At 62.7% G+C, this 16,769-nt stretch carries 20 protein-coding genes; 8 read left to right on the top strand and 12 right to left on the bottom strand.

Annotation, left to right across the window (positions count from 1 at the left end):
- The first annotated feature begins 338 nt into the window (after positions 1 to 338).
- Entirely contained in the window at positions 339 to 740 is a 402-nt protein-coding gene (locus NKI58_RS22885) for a Kazal-type serine protease inhibitor family protein (protein ID WP_352456930.1), read from the top strand.
- Between the two features lie 138 nt (positions 741 to 878).
- On the opposite strand, the gene NKI58_RS22880 is transcribed toward NKI58_RS22885, so the two are convergent.
- Positions 879 to 1,124: a hypothetical protein gene (locus NKI58_RS22880; RefSeq protein WP_023678408.1), complete on the bottom strand. Its 246-nt coding sequence runs from the start codon at positions 1,122 to 1,124 to the stop codon at positions 879 to 881.
- Complete coding sequence (locus NKI58_RS22875; protein WP_023678407.1) at positions 1,121 to 1,387, bottom strand: hypothetical protein; 267 nt, start codon at positions 1,385 to 1,387, stop codon at positions 1,121 to 1,123. The genes NKI58_RS22880 and NKI58_RS22875 overlap by 4 nt, the downstream gene beginning before the upstream one ends.
- A 367-nt stretch (positions 1,388 to 1,754) precedes the next feature.
- Here NKI58_RS22875 and NKI58_RS22870 point away from each other — a divergent pair, with 367 nt between their 5' ends.
- The 3 genes from NKI58_RS22870 (at position 1,755) to NKI58_RS22860 (ending at position 4,054) form a co-directional block, all read left to right on the top strand.
- Entirely contained in the window at positions 1,755 to 1,937 is a 183-nt protein-coding gene (locus tag NKI58_RS22870; protein WP_023678406.1) for a hypothetical protein, read from the top strand.
- A 10-nt stretch (positions 1,938 to 1,947) separates the two neighbouring features.
- Positions 1,948 to 2,214 carry a DUF1488 family protein gene (locus tag NKI58_RS22865; protein ID WP_352567998.1) on the top strand — a complete coding sequence of 89 codons (267 nt, stop codon included), beginning with the start codon at positions 1,948 to 1,950 and terminating at the stop codon, positions 2,212 to 2,214.
- Positions 2,215 to 2,398: 184 nt separating this feature from the next.
- A complete protein-coding gene (locus NKI58_RS22860) occupies positions 2,399 to 4,054 on the top strand; it encodes a tetratricopeptide repeat-containing sulfotransferase family protein (RefSeq protein ID WP_352567997.1) in 1,656 nt (551 codons plus the stop codon).
- Here NKI58_RS22860 and NKI58_RS22855 read toward each other — a convergent pair.
- The 4 genes from NKI58_RS22855 to NKI58_RS22840 all read right to left on the bottom strand — a co-directional run bounded on the left by NKI58_RS22855 (position 4,041) and on the right by NKI58_RS22840 (position 5,696).
- Positions 4,041 to 4,394: a DUF1428 domain-containing protein gene (locus tag NKI58_RS22855; protein WP_023678403.1), complete on the bottom strand. Its 354-nt coding sequence runs from the start codon at positions 4,392 to 4,394 to the stop codon at positions 4,041 to 4,043. The genes NKI58_RS22860 and NKI58_RS22855 overlap by 14 nt on opposite strands.
- A gap of 77 nt (positions 4,395 to 4,471) precedes the next feature.
- Complete coding sequence (locus NKI58_RS22850) at positions 4,472 to 4,900, bottom strand: VOC family protein (protein ID WP_023678402.1); 429 nt, start codon at positions 4,898 to 4,900, stop codon at positions 4,472 to 4,474.
- Between the two features lie 128 nt (positions 4,901 to 5,028).
- On the bottom strand, positions 5,029 to 5,202 hold the full coding sequence (locus NKI58_RS22845; protein WP_023719167.1) for a hypothetical protein: 174 nt from the start codon (positions 5,200 to 5,202) through the stop codon (positions 5,029 to 5,031).
- A 104-nt stretch (positions 5,203 to 5,306) separates the two neighbouring features.
- Complete coding sequence (locus NKI58_RS22840; protein ID WP_352637252.1) at positions 5,307 to 5,696, bottom strand: ATP-binding cassette domain-containing protein; 390 nt, start codon at positions 5,694 to 5,696, stop codon at positions 5,307 to 5,309.
- Between the two features lie 43 nt (positions 5,697 to 5,739).
- Here NKI58_RS22840 and NKI58_RS22835 point away from each other — a divergent pair, with 43 nt between their 5' ends.
- A complete protein-coding gene (locus NKI58_RS22835) occupies positions 5,740 to 6,201 on the top strand; it encodes a hypothetical protein (RefSeq protein WP_352690638.1) in 462 nt (153 codons plus the stop codon).
- 27 nt (positions 6,202 to 6,228) lie between these two features.
- Here NKI58_RS22835 and NKI58_RS22830 read toward each other — a convergent pair whose 3' ends face one another.
- The 4 genes from NKI58_RS22830 to NKI58_RS22815 form a co-directional block, all read right to left on the bottom strand.
- On the bottom strand, positions 6,229 to 6,801 hold the full coding sequence (locus tag NKI58_RS22830) for a hypothetical protein (protein WP_352637236.1): 573 nt from the start codon (positions 6,799 to 6,801) through the stop codon (positions 6,229 to 6,231).
- A 12-nt stretch (positions 6,802 to 6,813) separates the two neighbouring features.
- On the bottom strand, positions 6,814 to 7,149 hold the full coding sequence (locus NKI58_RS22825; protein WP_352637235.1) for a hypothetical protein: 336 nt from the start codon (positions 7,147 to 7,149) through the stop codon (positions 6,814 to 6,816).
- 51 nt (positions 7,150 to 7,200) lie between these two features.
- Positions 7,201 to 10,368, bottom strand: coding sequence for an excinuclease ABC subunit UvrB (uvrB, locus tag NKI58_RS22820; RefSeq protein WP_352853772.1), 3,168 nt, complete (start codon positions 10,366 to 10,368; stop codon positions 7,201 to 7,203).
- Between the two features lie 166 nt (positions 10,369 to 10,534).
- Positions 10,535 to 11,464: a LysR substrate-binding domain-containing protein gene (locus tag NKI58_RS22815; RefSeq protein WP_352788171.1), complete on the bottom strand. Its 930-nt coding sequence runs from the start codon at positions 11,462 to 11,464 to the stop codon at positions 10,535 to 10,537.
- A gap of 104 nt (positions 11,465 to 11,568) precedes the next feature.
- Between NKI58_RS22815 and NKI58_RS22810 the strand changes: the two genes are divergently transcribed.
- The gene (locus NKI58_RS22810; protein ID WP_352853769.1) at positions 11,569 to 12,777 is read left to right on the top strand and encodes a clavaminate synthase family protein; all 1,209 of its coding nucleotides are present in this window, start codon (positions 11,569 to 11,571) and stop codon (positions 12,775 to 12,777) included.
- Between the two features lie 9 nt (positions 12,778 to 12,786).
- On the opposite strand, the gene NKI58_RS22805 is transcribed toward NKI58_RS22810, so the two are convergent.
- The gene (locus NKI58_RS22805) at positions 12,787 to 14,040 is read right to left on the bottom strand and encodes a hypothetical protein (RefSeq protein WP_352788176.1); all 1,254 of its coding nucleotides are present in this window, start codon (positions 14,038 to 14,040) and stop codon (positions 12,787 to 12,789) included.
- Between the two features lie 143 nt (positions 14,041 to 14,183).
- On the opposite strand from NKI58_RS22805, the gene NKI58_RS22800 reads away from it, so the two are divergent.
- On the top strand, positions 14,184 to 15,224 hold the full coding sequence (locus NKI58_RS22800) for a CapA family protein (RefSeq protein ID WP_352788178.1): 1,041 nt from the start codon (positions 14,184 to 14,186) through the stop codon (positions 15,222 to 15,224).
- Positions 15,225 to 15,285: 61 nt separating this feature from the next.
- The gene (locus tag NKI58_RS22795) at positions 15,286 to 16,257 is read left to right on the top strand and encodes a DUF3137 domain-containing protein (protein WP_352788181.1); all 972 of its coding nucleotides are present in this window, start codon (positions 15,286 to 15,288) and stop codon (positions 16,255 to 16,257) included.
- Positions 16,258 to 16,270: 13 nt separating this feature from the next.
- Here NKI58_RS22795 and NKI58_RS22790 read toward each other — a convergent pair whose 3' ends face one another.
- Positions 16,271 to 16,765, bottom strand: a complete 495-nt coding sequence (locus NKI58_RS22790; RefSeq protein ID WP_352788184.1) for a YegJ family protein — start codon at positions 16,763 to 16,765, stop codon at positions 16,271 to 16,273.
- Positions 16,766 to 16,769: the final 4 nt, after the last annotated feature.

Below are 16,769 nucleotides of genomic sequence, written 5' to 3'. Positions count from 1 at the left end.
CCGCTTCGACGCACCTCCTGCAACAAACAGAAGCGGACATCTGATGTGCTACAAAAACCGGACAACTTGAAAAGCTACCGACAGACACAGCCGCGGGCGGCCCCAACAGGCGCATCCCGACGCATCGCACCGATAGTCCCGGTTCTCTGCGCGGTCATCGGCCAGACTTCACCCAGGCATGGTCCAGCCAGCGGGGCAGGTGCTGTCTTGGCTTGCGCCGCCATACCGCCCTGGCTCGCCAGTTGCAAACAGGGGTTGCATCTGGCAGCGGAATGACGAGGATCGGCCTGACCCAGGCACCATTTGTGCAGGCAGGAGTTTCGAGGGAGGGAACATTCATGCGGTTTCTTGCGGCAATCTTTCCGCGGCAGGTTTTTTCCATCCTGTTCCTGTCGGTAATTCTCGCAGCCTGCACCGTCGTGGTGGATGATGAGGGGCCGGGGCCGCGCCCGCCACGGCCGGGGCCGCAATTCTGCACTAGGCAATATGACCCGGTCTGTGCCCGGCGCGGCGGCGACCGCCAGACCTTCGCCAATGCCTGCCTTGCCGAACGGGCCGGATACCGCATCATTCGCGAGGGCGAGTGCCGCGGCGGTGGTGGTGGCGGTGAGGAGCAGACATTCTGCACCCGCGAATACCGCCCAGTCTGTGCCCGTCGCCATGGCGAACTGCGCACATTCCCCAACGAATGCGAAGCCCGCGCGGCGGATTATCGCGTCGTCGATGACGGGCCCTGCTAGCGCACCGACCTACAGCCTGGCCGGATAAGCACCATCTGGGGGCCGGCGTAGAGCTCAGCGCCGTTCCCGTTGGAGATGCGCAGGCGACGCGGATCTGCGGCATCATCAGCATGTGAAGCAGCGTTGTGGCGCGTCGGCTCAGTTGGCCGGGTTGTCGACCGGTTCGAGATTGTCTTCCGTGGTGACCCGCTCATAGGTCTCCTGATCGCTGCGGATGCGATATTGCGGCGAGCCGTCCTTGACCGGCAGCCGGCTCTTGATCTGGAACAGCTCCGCGGTCTTTTGGGCAAGGCCGGTGCGGCTCTTCATGCGGACGGTCTGGCCGACGGTGAAGATATGCGCCGGCGTGTCCGTGCGCCGCGCATTCTGCTGGAAGCGGATCATGTGACATTCTCCTGGTCGTGCCGAAGCGCTGCGTCGAGCTCGGCATGGTCAATGGCGACAAGCTGGCTGGTCGCGCTTTTCACTGTCCTTGCCGGCAGATGGATGAAAGTGGCGACGCGGCGCCAGGCAGGCCAGGACATGCCGTCGATCAGTTCTTCGTCGTGGTCGATGTCATAGTCGCCGGCCGGCTGCACGCCATCCAGCCCGCCAAGCACGAAAGGTGCCGCGAAATGCGCTATGGAATGGGTGGTGCGAGCAGACATTCTTGTGCCTCGAAGTTCTCGCTTGTGCCTTGAAGTTCTCGTGCCTTGAAGTTTCTTTCCGGCCTGCCCCGGAAGCGGAGCCTGCATTGCGGTACCAGGTGTCGGCGATTTGGATAAGTTTGGCGGGCCGAGAATCCCTGACACCGCGGGGCCAAGCATGGCCCAAAACGGTTTCATACCAATAGTCTGAAAATACGGCTTATTCAAGAAGTTTTCGGCCTCTTACCCCTACCAACGTCAAATTACTTTTCTATAGTTATCCGCAGAACGATGATACGGTCCCGGTGCACCTCAAAAATTGTTTGAAGAACTTCCGAAAAAATTCCTCCGGCATTTGTATTTATCTAGCAATGGAAGGAAGAGAGTCATGAACTCCGCAAGAACACCGGATGTCCCGACAGTTGCAGTCAGTCCTGTCGCAAAGCCGATAAAGGTCTTGTCGCCGCGTCTCACGATAAGAAGCGACGAGGCGGCAAGGCGAAGGATTGCCGACACCGACGGCACGGCGCGGCGGGCGCGCCAGCTTGCCGAAAGCAACCGCCTGATTTGACGCGCAAGCCATGACGCTCAATTTTCCCAATCCCAGCCGCTCCTATGACGCGGCGGCCAAGCGCATTCGTTTCGTCGGCCATGACGGCATGTTCGAAGTCCCGTTCTTTGTCGAGGTCGCGGCACTTTCGGCGGCAAACCCGGCAGCAAGCGGAGCCGAGGCCGAATTTCTCAGCGCCTTCGACGCCAAGCGTTCGTCGATCCACGAGATTGCGCGCCAAGCCTACTCGCACGGCCGCAGGAACATGTATGTGCTGACGCCGGCCGACTTTCGGTAGGCTCCCCCGGGTTCGAAGTTTTGCTTCGTAGCGACCGCCGTCTGCTCTTGCACGCGCCGCAGCGATGGCCTAGATCGCGGCAGGCGGACAACACGGCAGGTTTCCCATCAACAGAGATCCGAGACAACCGGCAGGCGCACGTTACGGCTCAGGCGGACAGCCGCCGCTGGGGCTCGACCAGCACGTGCAGCAGGCGCTGCAGCTGCACCAGGCCGGGCGCCGGCAGGAAGCCGAGGCGCTTTACCGACAGGTGCTGGCGCAAAAGGCCAACCACCCGGCTGCTGCGCATTTCCTCGGGCTTCTGCTGCACCAGACCGGGCGCAGCGCCGAGGGGCTGGCGCTGATCGAACAATCGGTGCGTCTGCAACCGAACAATCCGGATTTCCTCAACAATCTCGGCACCGTGCTGCGCGACCTCGGCCGGGTCGCGGCCGCCGCCGATCTCTTCCGCAAGGTGGTGGCGATTCGGCCGGACCAGCTGGCGGCGCGTGACAATCTCGGCTCGTCGCTGAAGCAGCTCGGCCAATTCGAAGGCGCCGAGGATATTTATCGCGGCACGATCGGCCGCAACCCGTTCCATGTCCGCGCCCGCGTCGGGCTTGCCGAGACGCTGCAGGAAGCGGGCCGGCTGGATGAGGCATTGGCTGTTTTTCGCGAGGCGCTGACGATCCGGCCGAAGGATGCCGATCTTTTGCATGGCCTGGGCGTCGGGCTGATGGAAAAGGGCAATCTCGACGAGGCTGCGGATCTTTTCAGGCAGGCGCTGGCTGTGGACCCCGGCATGGCGAGGGCCTGGCTGATGCTTACCCAGGTCAAGCGCCAGAAGGAGCGCGACGCCGAGCTTGCCCGCATGGAGGCGGAGCACGCCAAGGCGCCGCAAGGCAGCCTGGCGCGCATGCAGCTTTCCTTCGGCCTCGGCAAGGCCAATGACGACCTCAGGGATTATGGTCGCGCCTTCGACTATTTCGCCGAAGGCAACGCGATCCGCCGCCAGGGCATCGACTACGACGCCGGCAAGACGCGCGGCGAGTTCGAGGCGATGAAGGCGGTGTTCGACAAGGCCTTTTTTGAAAGGCACAGGCCGAGCGGGATAGCCGACGACACGCCGATCTTCGTCGTCGGCATGCCGCGTTCCGGCACCACGCTGGTCGAGCAGATCATCGCCAGCCATCCGCAGGTCTATGGCGCCGGCGAGCTCAGCATATTAAAGACGGCGGTCGGCAAGCAGTTTCCGCTCAGCATGAAGGGCGGCTTTCCCTGGGGCATCGCCGACATGCCCGACAAGGCCTATGCCGAGGCCGGCCAGGCCTATCTCGACATGCTGCACGCCCGCTATCCGGGTTCTCGGCACGTCACCGACAAGATGCCCGGCAATTTCCTCTTGGTGGGCTTCATCCATTTGATGCTGCCGAAGGCCAAGATCATCCATTGCGCGCGCGATGCGGCGGCGACCTGCCTGTCGATCTACAAGGTGCACTTCCGAGGCGACAGCCATCGCTACGGCTACGATCTCGACGAGCTCGCCGATTTCCACAATCTGTACACCGACATCATGGCGCACTGGCACGCCGTGCTGCCTGATGTCGTGCACGACGTTCGCTACGAGGATTTCGTCGCCGACCAGGAAGGCCAGTCGCGGGCGCTGATCGCCCATCTCGGCCTGCCGTGGGACGACGCCGTGCTGTCGTTCCACCAGACCGACCGGCCGGTGCGAACGGCGTCGGCTGCGCAAGTGCGCCAGCCGATGTATCAGGGCTCGGTCGACCTGTGGAAGCGCTATGGCGACCGGCTGAAGCCGCTGCACGACAAACTTGATCGAGGGGCGCCTACAGCTCGATGAAGGGCTGAAAACCGCCAAAGATCATGCGCTTGCCGTCGAACGGCATGGTCTCCCAGTCCGACTTGAGGCGCGGGTCGGCCATCACCTTGGCCATCACCGCGTCGCGGCTCTGGCGCGATTCGTAGACCACCCATGAGAAGATGACGACCTCGTCGTCCTTGGCCTGTACGGCGCGCGGGAACGAGGTGAGCTCGCCATAAGGGACGTCGTCGCCGACGCATTCGACGTAGGCAAGAGCACCGTGCTCCTTCCAGACGGCGCCGCCGGTTTCCGCCAGCTTCTTGTAAGCATCGAGCTTTGCCTTCGGTACGGCAAGTACGAAACCGTCGACATAGGACATCTGATTTCCTCCATGCGATCGTTTTCCTCTCCCTCGCGAGCGGGAGAGGTGATTTCAGACACAGCCTGTGTGGAATGCTAAGCTGCTTTCACCGGTGCGTTCATTGCCCATTCGACGCCGAACGGATCACGCATATTGCCCCAGCGATCGCCCCAGAACATCACCTGCAACGGCACGACTTCCTTGCAGCCCGCCTCGACGGCTCGCTGCCACCAGGCGTCGATGTCGTCGCTGCCGAGATGGAGCTGCATGGTGTAGCCCTGCGGCTTCACAGCGGCCATTCCATGCTCGGGATAGAAGTCGGAAAGCATCAGGGTCGAACCGTTGATGTGGAGATGGATATGCATGGTGCGGCCCTGTTCGTCCGGCGGATAGGCAAAGACCTGCTCGGCACCGAAGGCCTTTTGGTAAAATTCTGCGGCTTTGAAAGCGCCGTCCAGCTGAAGGTAGGGCGTCAATCCGCCAAGCACTTTGGCGGCGGGCTGGGTCTGCGGCTGGTCATTCATGTCATGCTCCTCTTTGCGTCTGGTTTGCCTTTGCGAACCACAGGACGAACGGAACGGCGACGATCCTACACGGCCGATGGTTTTTTGGATTCGAAATGGCGCCTGCCGCGACGGCCAACTGCCACCTTTTAACCTTCGATGCGAATCCGCGGGCTGTTTTGCGCGTCGACGACGATTTCCGGCCAGCCAATATCTTTGCGCAGCTCGATCGGCAATGAAAGGATGGCGCGTTCGCTGCGATAACGGGCGCGAGCCGCCGAGTAACGCGTCACGGCGTGACCTATGGATGACAGAATAGACATGATGCTTTCTCCTCGATTGGCGCCGGCATCACCGTGTCGGCAACCCAAGGACGTGGCATGCGATCATCATCCGACAGAGCGCCGGAATTTTTTTCCGCAAGCCTTCAGCCGCCGGCTTCGGCAACCTCCCGGAAGAACTCCTCCGGGCTGTCGATCTCGGTCAATCGCCGTTTCTCGATCAGCCAGAAGCGGTTGCCAACCGCGCGGATGAAGGAGCGGTCGTGCGAGGCAAGCAGGCAGCTCGCCTGATGTTCCAGCAATTCCGCTTCCAGTGCTTCCTGACCATCGATATCGAGATGATTGGTCGGCTCGTCGAGTAAATAGAAATTGGGATTGGCGAGCCTCAGCGCCAGCATCATCAGCCGCGCCTTCTGTCCGCCCGACAGCACGCCGATCCTGCGCTCCTGCATGTCGACGAGCATTATGCAGTCAACGATGAATGGTACCTGAGAAGCCGACGTCCTCTTGCACCCATTGGGGTGTTCGGCAAAAATACTGCCGGACCAGCGTGGTGTTACGCGGCTGCGGATCTTCTGGATGCGACACAGAGAACCACTCTACCGACGGGAAAACACGCGAACCCACGGCGTTCGCCATGGCGGCGGCGACTACAAATTTTCCCGGCATATCAAGAAAGAGGACAAGACGAGCCGCGGCTCCATGCATGGCGAAAAACAATGGGGCCGCGACTACACGCCGTTGTTCAGATTCCTGCTTTCGAAAGTTGGACAGGATTGGTCCGATGTTCACAGTCAGGCAGTGGCGCGACTGGATCGACCGGACCCGATTTTCTGGATCGTTGCACTCAACGATGCCGACAAGCACTCGTTCGTCCGAGTGGGAGAAAATTCATATTACAGTGGCCTGTACTTGGATCAGGACAATCGCCTGGCGCTGGTCGATCCCGAACTCAGGTTGGAAGACATGAAGCCAAGCTGTTCCTGTTGTACACAAACGTTCAATGGTGTTCCATTCATCCGAAAATACGAAGCAGGTTAGGGCAGAGCCTCGCCGCGCCTTTCAGCCTCACCTGATCCCTGCGGCCCAAGCCACCAGGTCGTCCTCGCCGCTGCGCAGTCGCTTCATCACGCGTTGCATGGGCCAGCAGGTAACGCCGCTTCCAACTTCGAGAGCCGCGTTGATTTCCCCTTCGGGATCATCATCATTCGTCAGCCAATGCCCACCAAGTTCCCTGCGGAGCACCTCGCCGCAATAGCTGCCCAACGCAAACAAGCGCGGCCCGATATCTTGCGACATCAAACCGCCGGAGATGGGCTCCCCGTCCTTCGTCTGCTCGCGAAAGAAGCGCTCCACCTCCGATATGCTCCGTGGTGTGAAATTCGCGTCATAGCCCGAACTTTGCAGTGCTTTGGATATCCACTGCGCGGCTATCGGAATGTCATCCTGCAAGCGCCGCGGCGCGTTCGTCGTTTGAGACGCCGCGCGGGGCGGCAGGAAAGCTGCGGCGACGGCTGCGAGAAGTCCAAAGAAACGACGCGTCATCATCTGCACCCACCCAAGCGATGGCATGAGAATAGCTGTGGCTTCAAAGGAGCGCCACGGCGGATTGCCGGAGGCAATGGCAATGACGGTTGGCATTCGGCAGGACTGTCACACGGACCTCAAGTGGCCACCGCTTACTCCGTATTCCTTGTTCAAATCCAGCAGGAAATGTCCGAACACCGAGCTTCTGCCGAGATCGACAACGATCACAAGAAGGGCGTTGAACCTGCCGGTGCCAATCAAAACCTGATCAAATCGGTTTTGGGCGTCTCGGTAGACATAGTGGACGTCGTTCAAATATGGCAGCCCGATCTCATCCAGATCCAGCGCCTCGACATATGGCCATATGTCTACTGCAGCCTCTGCCGTGGCGGTGACGTTCGTCATAGGCTCCGCGAAGCAAGCCTTGAATTCGTCTTCCTGAAGTCTGCGAGTGACGACCATCAAGCATTCTAGACACCGGTTGAGAATGCTCGCAACAGGTATGCAGCCCGTTTACCGCCCCGGCCGACCCGTCCTGCCGGGCCGGCGCTTTTCACGGCGGGCGTCGGCGGGGTCTTCGTAGGAGCCGATACCACTGCGCTGGCGGACAATGGGTTTTGCAAAATCGTCGCGATCCTTCGCGCCCCCCTCTGCCCTGCCGGGCATCTCCCCCACACGGGGGGAGATCGGCTGTGGTTTCGCTGGCACCTTTCCCTCGACCGGCTTCTCGGTGCGCCGCACGGTCATCTCGTCGAGCGAGTTCTTCTTGAACAGCGGCTTGGTCGGTTCGCCCGGGATGCCGAAATCGGAGCCGTGCGCCTCTTCGGCCGACTGCTTCTTGAACAGCGAACGCGACACTGCGCCGGCCGGGGTCGGGATATCCGTGCCCGGCCCCATGGCGTCGAGCGCGGGCTTCGAAAACAGCGGCTTCTTCACCGGCACGGCGCCATCGGCACCCATTTCGTCGAGCGCCGGCTTGCGGAAGAGATTGGGGCGGGCCGCCTCTTCGGCGGCACGTGCCTCGTCGAGCTTGCGGAAACGCTCCTGTTCCTCTGATGTGCGATGTTTGGCCACGCCCTTGTTGTGCTTGCCCTTCTCGCGGCCCGAGACCGGGCTTTCCATGTCGGCATATTTGGCCAGCGGGTCGTCGGAGATGGACAACTCCATCTCGCGCAGCCGCTTGATCTCGTCGCGGATGCGGGCCGCCTTCTCGAAATCGAGGTTAGCGGCGGCGTCGCGCATCTGCTTGTCCATCGCGTCGAGATGCGCCTTCAGATTGTTGCCCATCATCGCGCCGGCGCTGTCGGTGAACTGCGAGATGTCGGCGCGGACATGGTCCTTCTCGTAGACCGAGTCCAGGATGTCCGAAATGCGCGACTTGACCGATTCCGGGGTGATGCCGTTGGCCGCGTTCCACTCCATCTGCTTTTCGCGGCGGCGGTTGGTCTCGGCCATCGCCCGCTCCATCGAGCCGGTGATCTGGTCGGCGTAGAGGATGACCTTGCCGTCGACGTTTCTGGCGGCACGGCCGATGGTCTGGATCAGCGATGTCTCGGAGCGCAGGAAGCCTTCCTTGTCGGCGTCGAGAATGGCGACGAAGCCGCATTCGGGAATGTCGAGGCCTTCGCGCAACAGGTTGATGCCGACCAGCACGTCGAAAGCGCCGAGGCGCAGGTCGCGCAGGATCTCGATACGCTCCAGCGTGTCGATGTCTGAGTGCATGTAGCGCACGCGAATGCCCTGCTCGTGCAGATACTCGGTCAGGTCCTCGGCCATGCGTTTGGTCAGCACGGTGACCAGCGTGCGGTAGCCGGCCCTGGTGGTCTCGCGGATTTCGCCCACGACATCGTCGACCTGCGTCTTGGCCGGGCGCACCTCGACCGGCGGATCAATCAGGCCAGTCGGGCGGATGACCTGTTCGGCAAAGACACCGCCGGACTGCTCCATCTCCCAACCGCCGGGCGTTGCCGAAACCGCAACGGAAAGCGGGCGCATGGCGTCCCACTCCTCGAAGCGCAGCGGCCGGTTGTCCATGCAGGACGGCAGGCGGAACCCATACTCGGCCAGCGTCGCCTTGCGGCGAAAGTCGCCGCGATACATGCCGCCGATCTGCGGTATGGTGACGTGACTTTCGTCGACAAAGACCAACGCATTGTCGGGGATGTATTCGAACAAGGTCGGCGGCGGATCGCCCGGCTGGCGGCCGGTCAGATAGCGCGAGTAATTCTCGATGCCGGCGCAGGAGCCCGTTGCTTCCAGCATCTCCAGGTCGAAGCGGGTGCGCTGCTCAAGCCGCTGCGCCTCCAGCAACCGACCGGCCCGTTCGAGTTCGACCAGCCGGTGCTTGAGCTCTTCCTTGATCGATTTGATGGCCTGATTGAGGGTCGGACGCGGCGTCACATAGTGCGAATTGGCGTAGATCTTGACGCTCTTCAGCTCGCCGGTCTTCTGTCCCGTCAGCGGGTCGAATTCGGTAATCGCCTCGATCTCGTCGCCGAACAGCGAGATGCGCCAGGCGCGGTCCTCGAGGTGGGCCGGGAAGATCTCGATCGTGTCGCCGCGCACGCGGAAGGAGCCGCGGACGAAGTTGATGTCCTGGCGCTTATATTGCTGGGCGACGAGGTCGGCGAGCAGCGCGCGCTGGTCGAGCCGGTCGCCGATCTGCATCTGGAAGGTCATCGCCGTATAGGTCTCGACCGAGCCAATACCGTAGATGCAGGACACCGAGGCGACGATGATGACGTCGTCGCGCTCGAGCAGCGAGCGCGTCGCCGAATGGCGCATGCGGTCGATCTGCTCGTTGATCGAGGATTCCTTCTCGATGTAGGTGTCGGTCCGGGGCACATAGGCCTCAGGCTGGTAATAGTCGTAGTAGCTGACGAAATACTCGACGGCGTTTTCCGGGAAGAATTTCTTGAATTCGGAATAGAGCTGCGCGGCCAACGTCTTGTTGGGCGCCAGGATCAGAGCGGGGCGCTGCGTCTCCTCGATCACCTTGGCCATGGTGAAGGTCTTGCCCGAGCCCGTGACGCCGAGCAGAACCTGGGTGCGGTCGTTGCTGTTGACGCCCTCGACCAGATCCTTGATCGCCGTCGGCTGGTCGCCGGCGGGCTCGAAATCCGAGACCATCTTGATGGCGATGCCGCCTTCGGATTTTTCCGGCCGGGCGGGACGGTGCGGCGTCCACAGCACGCCGTCCTTGTGCAGCGGATTGCCGGATTCGATCAGCGCCGACAGCGCCGCGACGGTGGCGGTGACGCCGCCCGAAGCCATGGTCTCGGCTTCTTCCAGGGAGACATCGAGGCCAGCGACAGGGTTGAGGCCGGCCGCGGTGCGCTCCCGCGCCGAAGCCGCGCCGCCCATCGAGGTGCCGCGTGCCGTACGGCCGGGGGAAGAGGAGCGCTCCGGGATTTTCTTCGCCGGCTTCGGCGATTTGCCGCCGTCTTTGCCGGAAACGCGCCCTTCCTTCTCGGCTTCCTGCTCTATCTGCTCGGCCCAGTCGGCGATCGAGCCGGTCAGCGGGGCGCCGGTGAACTCGGCCTGCGGCGCCTCGGCAAAGCCGCCCTTGTACAGGGGCTCCGACGCATCGAGGAAATCGGTCAGCGGACTGCGCCGCTTGGGCGGTGAAGCGCGCTCGTCATTCGCCGGCGGCGGCGTTTTCTTGTCGGACAGTCTGGCCATGGCCCGAATATGGGAGGTATCGGCCAAAATGGAAAGAGCGGAGTGGCGGGTGGCGCGAGGCGCAATTTGGCTCCTGACAGCAGGCTGTCAGGAGTAGCGTCGGTTCGCCGCATGGAACCATGCGCATTGAACCACGCGCTATGGCAGACCCGCCGTCGCTCATCTCTCACTGCGGAAGTGCGCCCTCGATCGCCAGATCCGCAAGCGCCGCAAGCTGGCTGGCAACGGCTGCCGCGCGGCGCGCCTTCGGGCCATGCAGAGGCCAGACGAGGCGGCGCTTGATGGTCAAAGCCGGCACATCCCGGGCGATCTCGATGAGATGGCCGGGCTGCAGATGGCGGTGCAGGACCAACTCGCTGGCCAGCAGCGCGCCCATGCCTGCGATCGCCGCCTGCGCCGCGACGATCGTCAGGCCGAAACGGGGGCCCTGGTCGATGTCTTTCCGGCGTCGTCCGGCGGCAGCGAACCAGTCCCGCCACGCCGGATAGACGTCGTCGCCCATCGTCGGATCGATGTGAAGCAGAGGCAGTCCGTCGAGCACACTGGCTGCGTCCGGCCTGGCATGGCCCTGGATCAGGCTCGGCGCATAGGCCGGTATCACCCGTTCCGTGAACAGGTCGACCGACCCGAGATCCAGCGCGGCGCCCTTGCGATAGCTGATGGCAAGATCGACGCCTTCTTCCAGCATCGCGTCGAGGGCGATCGACGTGACGATTCGGACATCGAAGCCGGCAAGTGCCGGACGCATCCTGTTGAGACGCGGTGCGAGCCACAGCGAGGCGAAGGATGGGTCGGCGCAGATGGTGAATGTCTCGGCCTGCCTTTCGAAACGCAGCCGCCGCAAGCCCGAGGCCAGTGCGTCAAAGCCGCGGTCGATGTCGGGCAGGGCACTTTCGGCAGCACGGGTCAGGACAATGCCATTGCCGGCACGCCGCACCAGCTTGATGCCCAACCCGTCCTCGAGCTGCTTTATCTGGTGGCCGACAGCGCCGGGCGTCACGCCCAGCTCCTCCGCGGCGCGCGTCAGGCTGCCGGTTCTTGCGGCGGCCACAAGCGCCCGCAGGGCCGATAGCGGCAAATCTCTCAACGTCGCCATGGATTGAGATTACCTCAAAACATGACGAAGGGAACTCGTTTGATACATGGATTTTTTGCCAATAGCCTCATTGAGGAGAACTCAGGCCAAACGACGAGGCGATCATGCTGGACACTTCAATGCATACGAGCACAAGGCATTCGAATGAGCCACCAATCCGCGCCATACGCGACGAGGGCAATCGTATTGCGCTCGACCTCGATGGCGGCAAGGTCGCCCGGCTTTCCACGCGCTGGCTGCGGTTGGCCTGCGAATGCGAGATTTGCGGCGACACCGCCTCCGGCAAGCGATGGTTGACGCCGGCCGATGTTCCCGCCGGTGTCCGCGTCGTGTCGATTGACGTCTCGGCCCCGAACGAGGTCGCGGTCATATGGGATGACGGCCATGTCTCGCGCTACGATTCAGGCTTTCTTGCAAATCATACCGGAGGCGGCTGGCGGGCAGCGCGTTTTCAGCCGGAGCTGTGGAGCAGCGATCTCGGGGCTCGGCTCGGCCGCTTCGGCTTCGACACTGTAGTCGAGGACGATGAGATGCTGTTCGGCTCGCTGCGCGCACTGCGCGACCATGGCATCGCCATGCTGACGGGCGTTCCTGCCGAGGCAGAGGCTACGATGCGCATTGCCGGACGCTATGGGCCGATCCGCGAGACCAGTTATGGCAAGGTGTTCGATCTACTGTCGAAGCCCGACGCGCGCGTGGCTGGCGAAACCGCGCGGGCACAGATTCCGCATACCGATGAGCCGTTCCGTTATTCGCCGCCGGGCTTCATCTTCTTCCATGCGATCAAGACCGGTGCCGGCACAGGCGGCACGTCGTTGATGGTCGACGGGTTCCATATTGCCGAACTGATGCGAACCGGGACGCCGCGCCTGTTCGAGCTACTGACGCGGTACGGCGTGACCTTCCATCGCGAGCATGCGGGCGAGGTGTTCTTCAGCGCCGAAGCGCATGTTATCAGCCTCGATGCCGCCGGCCAGGTCACCGGGATCCGCTACAACGACCGCTGTCTTGCGCCGCAGCCGGCATCGAGAGACGACATCGACGAGCTGATTGAGGCGCTAGCCGAGCTGACGCGGCTGACCTGCGACCCGCAGAACCAGTTCCAGCATCAGCTACAGCCTGGCGAGGTGCTGGTCTTCGACAATCAGCGCGTGATGCACGGGCGCAGCGCATTCGATCCGACGCTGGCGATACGGCATTTGCGAAGCTGCAACATCGATCGCGACGGCGTCCACAGTGCATTCCGCACGCTCGCGCGTCGCTTCGCTCCGAAAGAGGCGGAGACGGTTCTGTATCAGGGGGCGATCTTCTAGCGCTTCTGATCAATTAAACCAAAGCGCGAACGTCAGAAACCCGGCGCCGCCGAACTGGCGCTGGATCTGGTTGAAATCCTCGCTGGTGAGAATCTTGCCGCGCTCGAGATAGGGCGCGATGGCCGGGCCGGTGATCGACAGCACCAGGTCGAAGGTTTTTGGCTCGTCGAAGAAGCGCTTCATGTTGATGCCTTTGTCGGCGATGCGGAAATGCGGCAGCAAGGTGCGGCCTTCCAGCAGATCCTCGGCCATGGCCAAGGCGGCGAGCCAGGCCTGCACCTGCTGCTCGCCGACTTCGAGGCCGGTCAGCGGGCTGGCGCCTTTTTGCTGCGGGCCGGGCAGCCATTCACGGTCATTGTCGGTTTCGGCTCGGATGGCTTTCCAGTCCTCGCGCGACAGCCGGATCATTTCCATGAGATGGCGGCGCGCCGCTTGCCGGCGCTCAGGCTCGACCACTTGCCAATTGATGAGATGCACCAGGGAGATAAAGTCGGCTAGGCGCCATTCGGACGTCAGGATGCCGCCATTCGTGCCACCGTCCAGCGGCACGAGCGTGTCCTGCAGTGGCAGTTTTGCGCGCGGGAACAGCATGTGGAAGGAGCCGTCGAACGTGTCCCTGAAATCATGCGCCAGCCAGAAGTCGGCCTGCGCCATCAGGAACTCGGCATAGCCCTGCAGCCAATAGCCGTCGGCGCGGTCGAAGCGGAAGATGAGGGCGGGCCCGGCCGCGTCTGGCGCACCGCCGCCGCGTGACAGAGACGCCATGATCGCCGCGGCGCTTTCGTCCGGCGCGATCGTGCCGTCCTCGTTGAGGTCGATGCCGAGGCGGGTGAGGTCGATGACCATGCCGATGTCCGCGTCGGCGGGTACCGAACCCAGCGTGGCTGCGGATTTCTCCAGCCGGTCGCGGAAGGCGACGAGAATGGCCCGGAATTGTTCGTAGGTCAGCGGCTCGGGATTGGCATTGTCCGGCACCGGCAGCCGCATCAGCGGCAGCATGAACGATTGCGGGCTGTCGAAACCGTGGCGGTGCAGACCGCCGGCCAGGATCTCCAGCGCGGTGAAGAATTCGCCGGCGCCGGCGGCGTAGGCGGCTGCCGGATCGCCTGGCGCGGCGGCTTCCAGAGCGGCAAGAGCGCTGTCGCGTTCGGCTACGATTTTTGCCTCGAACAGGGCCGCCGCTTCGGGAGCCGCGGCGCTGGGTAAAGCCAGCGGCAGGAGAAGAATGATGGCGCACGCCACCAGCCTGGAAAAACGCTTCATCGTGATCGCCCCTTTTGTCGCTCCGCAGTGGATCATACACGCATTTGGTTCGCTGCGCCTGTGGCCCTGTGGTTCACCCACAACAGTCGACGCTTCAATCAATCCGGCGGACGGTCTACACAAGGCAAACGATTGGGCGTCGCGTGTCGAACTATCCGCTTTCCTATAAACTGTCCTGGCTGCCACGCTTCCTCCGGCCTTCGCTCGACGGCGACGCGCGCGGCTTTGCTCCGGCGACCGCAGCCCTGCTCGAACCACTGCCGGCGCGGACGGTGCGGCTGGCTTTCGTCGGCGATATCTCGGCGGTGGCCAATCGCCGCGCGCCGGACTGCGATCCGGCGATTGCGGCACTGCTTGCCTCGGCCGATCTGGTGGTCGGCAATTGCGAAAGCCCGGTGGTGGAGCGGCCGAGCGCTGTTTTGGGCATCAGGCTTGGCACGCACCACGCGATGAGCGAGCGGTTCCTTGCCGAGGCGCTGGCCGCCGCCGGCATTTCGCGTGAAAAACTGGTGCTGTCGCTGGCCAACAACCATGTGCTCGACCAGGGTATTGCCGGCTTCGACGAGACCGTCGCCGCGCTGGAGCAATTAGGCATCCGCACGATCGGCACTGCGGCTCCGGTCGAGCGGTTTGCGGTTGGTTCGCTGACCATAGGCCTTGCCGCCTTTACCTTGTGGCGCAATACCGACGAGGCTCAGTTCGCGGGCCGAGTCTCGATGCAAGCCGATCCGAGGCAATGGCCGCACGCTGCCGCTTCGGGTGTCGACCTCCTCTGCGCGGTGCCGCATTGGGATTGGGAATTCCGGCATTTTCCACGTGCGAAGACGCGGGCAATGGCGCGACTTCTGGCCGAACATGGCGTCGGCCTGATCGCCGGACATCATTCTCATGTCGTGCAGCCGATCGAGCGGATCGGCAAGACGCTCGTTGCCTATGGGCTCGGCGATTTCATCGGCACCGCCTTCGCGCGGCAGCCATGGCCCGGCCGCATCGGCGCCATTCTCGTCGTCGACATCAGCGACGATCCCGGCACGCGCGGGGCCATCGCCGCCTACCGGCTGCATGCCTTCATGCGGCTGCGCGCCGGCGATCACGAGCGGCTGGTCCCGGTTGAAACGCTGGCGGGAAAATCCAGGCAAAGGGTTCTAGCCCGCCTCGATGCGGTCTTCGGTGCCGTGCGCTGACGCAGTCCACCAAACCGGCTATCATGCCCAGCGCGGGCAGGCTTGTGGCGGCGGGTGGGTGATGGAAACTGCGGATTTCATGCCGAGCGAAGCGGTGATCGCCGGCCTCAGGAAGAACATCGAGGCCTATGAGGCGCAACGAGCTTCGGCCCATCGCCGGACGCGCTGGCGGGTGCCACTTTTCATCGGGCTGGTGCTGGTGTTCGTGGCGCTTGTGGCCTGGCTCTTCAACGGCGTTGCCGACCCCAACGAGCAGTGGTTCTCGACCCCGCATGTGTTCCTCTATATCGGCGGATTCCTGGCGGCGATCCTGCTCTATTTCCAGGCGATCAAGCCGGCGAGCAAATTGCAGCAGTCGTTTCGCAGCACGCTGTTGCCGATCATCTTCGGCTTCATCGACGACATGCGGTACCGGCACAACGTCAAGCCGAATTCGTTCGACCGGTTGCCGCGCGAGACGGTTGGTCCGTTCAACCGGCAATCTTTCGATGATGTTTTTTCCGGCCGTTATGAGGGGTTTCCGTTCGAGCTTTACGAAGCAGATCTCCGGGAAGGGACGGGCAAGAGCACGACGGCAGTGTTCAAGGGCGTCATCGTCGCCTTCGAGATGATCGTGCCGTTCCCCGGCACATTGGTGGCCGCGCGCCGGACCAACAAGGTCGTCGGCTTCTTCCGCGGCATCTTCGGCAGCAAGATGCAGGAACTGTCCAGCGGCGTGCCGGAGCTCGATGCCGCCTACGAGTTCCGCACCGACAATATCGAGGCGGCGCGGCCGCTGGTGACCGGCCGGCTGGCGCAGGCGCTCGAATGGCTTGGCGAAACATGGCCGAAGGAACCGGCACGCGTCGCGCTCAGCGACAGCGACGGTTTCCTGCTGCTGCCGCAGACGAAGAACTTCTTCGAGCTGCCGGACATCTCTGTGCCGCTCGACTATGCCAAGCATGTTGCGCCGATGATCGCCGACATGGCCACGATGCTGGCGACGGCGGCACTGGTGCGCAAGATCGGGGCGAGGGACGAGGAGGCGGGTTAGTCCGGCTGGGCGGTCAGCAATCGAAGCCGCGTTGGCTACGCATGTAGTCGACTTCTTCCTTCGACATCGACTTGAACATCACACAGACGGTGAAACTGCCAACCTGGTGACCGTTTTTGGTGTATCCCCAGTCGGAAATATCGTTCCGGTTGAATTCTACATACTGGCCAGCCACGACGTTGTGGACACTATGTGGCTCATTCGCCAATATCCCCACGAATCCGGTTTCGTTCCGCTGGAACGGGATGACCCAGAAGTGTTCGGTCACATTTCCGTCCTTGATCATCACCTTCAGTTTGAATGTGTCCGTTCCAGGTGGCGGTGTCTGGGATAATGCCAGGAATGCATCCAGGCTGGCACGAGCCTGTGCAGTCGCCGCCGCCATATCTGGATCGTCAGGCGCGACTGCGACGACGCTGTCGTCGCCCTGACTGGAGTCGTGAGCCTCGGCGCATATCGGAGCAAGCGCTAGCATCAGGGACAGTATCGCGCGGGACACATGCTTCATGGAA

The organism is Mesorhizobium sp. M0522, from assembly GCF_040321085.1.
Classification (GTDB): domain Bacteria; phylum Pseudomonadota; class Alphaproteobacteria; order Rhizobiales; family Rhizobiaceae; genus Mesorhizobium.
This window is presented reverse-complemented; position numbering and strand designations above follow the sequence as displayed.

Coding starts and splice junctions, on each gene's coding strand:
- NKI58_RS22885 (WP_352456930.1), top strand. CDS start 339: ATGCGGTTTCTTGCGGCAATCTTTCCGCGGCAGGTTTTTTCCATCCTG.
- NKI58_RS22880 (WP_023678408.1), bottom strand. CDS start 1,124: ATGATCCGCTTCCAGCAGAATGCGCGGCGCACGGACACGCCGGCGCAT.
- NKI58_RS22875 (WP_023678407.1), bottom strand. CDS start 1,387: ATGTCTGCTCGCACCACCCATTCCATAGCGCATTTCGCGGCACCTTTC.
- NKI58_RS22870 (WP_023678406.1), top strand. CDS start 1,755: ATGAACTCCGCAAGAACACCGGATGTCCCGACAGTTGCAGTCAGTCCT.
- NKI58_RS22865 (WP_352567998.1), top strand. CDS start 1,948: ATGACGCTCAATTTTCCCAATCCCAGCCGCTCCTATGACGCGGCGGCC.
- NKI58_RS22855 (WP_023678403.1), bottom strand. CDS start 4,394: ATGTCCTATGTCGACGGTTTCGTACTTGCCGTACCGAAGGCAAAGCTC.
- NKI58_RS22850 (WP_023678402.1), bottom strand. CDS start 4,900: ATGAATGACCAGCCGCAGACCCAGCCCGCCGCCAAAGTGCTTGGCGGA.
- NKI58_RS22845 (WP_023719167.1), bottom strand. CDS start 5,202: ATGTCTATTCTGTCATCCATAGGTCACGCCGTGACGCGTTACTCGGCG.
- NKI58_RS22835 (WP_352690638.1), top strand. CDS start 5,740: ATGCGACACAGAGAACCACTCTACCGACGGGAAAACACGCGAACCCAC.
- NKI58_RS22830 (WP_352637236.1), bottom strand. CDS start 6,801: ATGCCAACCGTCATTGCCATTGCCTCCGGCAATCCGCCGTGGCGCTCC.
- NKI58_RS22825 (WP_352637235.1), bottom strand. CDS start 7,149: ATGGTCGTCACTCGCAGACTTCAGGAAGACGAATTCAAGGCTTGCTTC.
- uvrB (WP_352853772.1), bottom strand. CDS start 10,368: ATGGCCAGACTGTCCGACAAGAAAACGCCGCCGCCGGCGAATGACGAG.
- NKI58_RS22815 (WP_352788171.1), bottom strand. CDS start 11,464: ATGGCGACGTTGAGAGATTTGCCGCTATCGGCCCTGCGGGCGCTTGTG.
- NKI58_RS22810 (WP_352853769.1), top strand. CDS start 11,569: ATGCTGGACACTTCAATGCATACGAGCACAAGGCATTCGAATGAGCCA.
- NKI58_RS22805 (WP_352788176.1), bottom strand. CDS start 14,040: ATGAAGCGTTTTTCCAGGCTGGTGGCGTGCGCCATCATTCTTCTCCTG.
- NKI58_RS22795 (WP_352788181.1), top strand. CDS start 15,286: ATGGAAACTGCGGATTTCATGCCGAGCGAAGCGGTGATCGCCGGCCTC.
- NKI58_RS22790 (WP_352788184.1), bottom strand. CDS start 16,765: ATGAAGCATGTGTCCCGCGCGATACTGTCCCTGATGCTAGCGCTTGCT.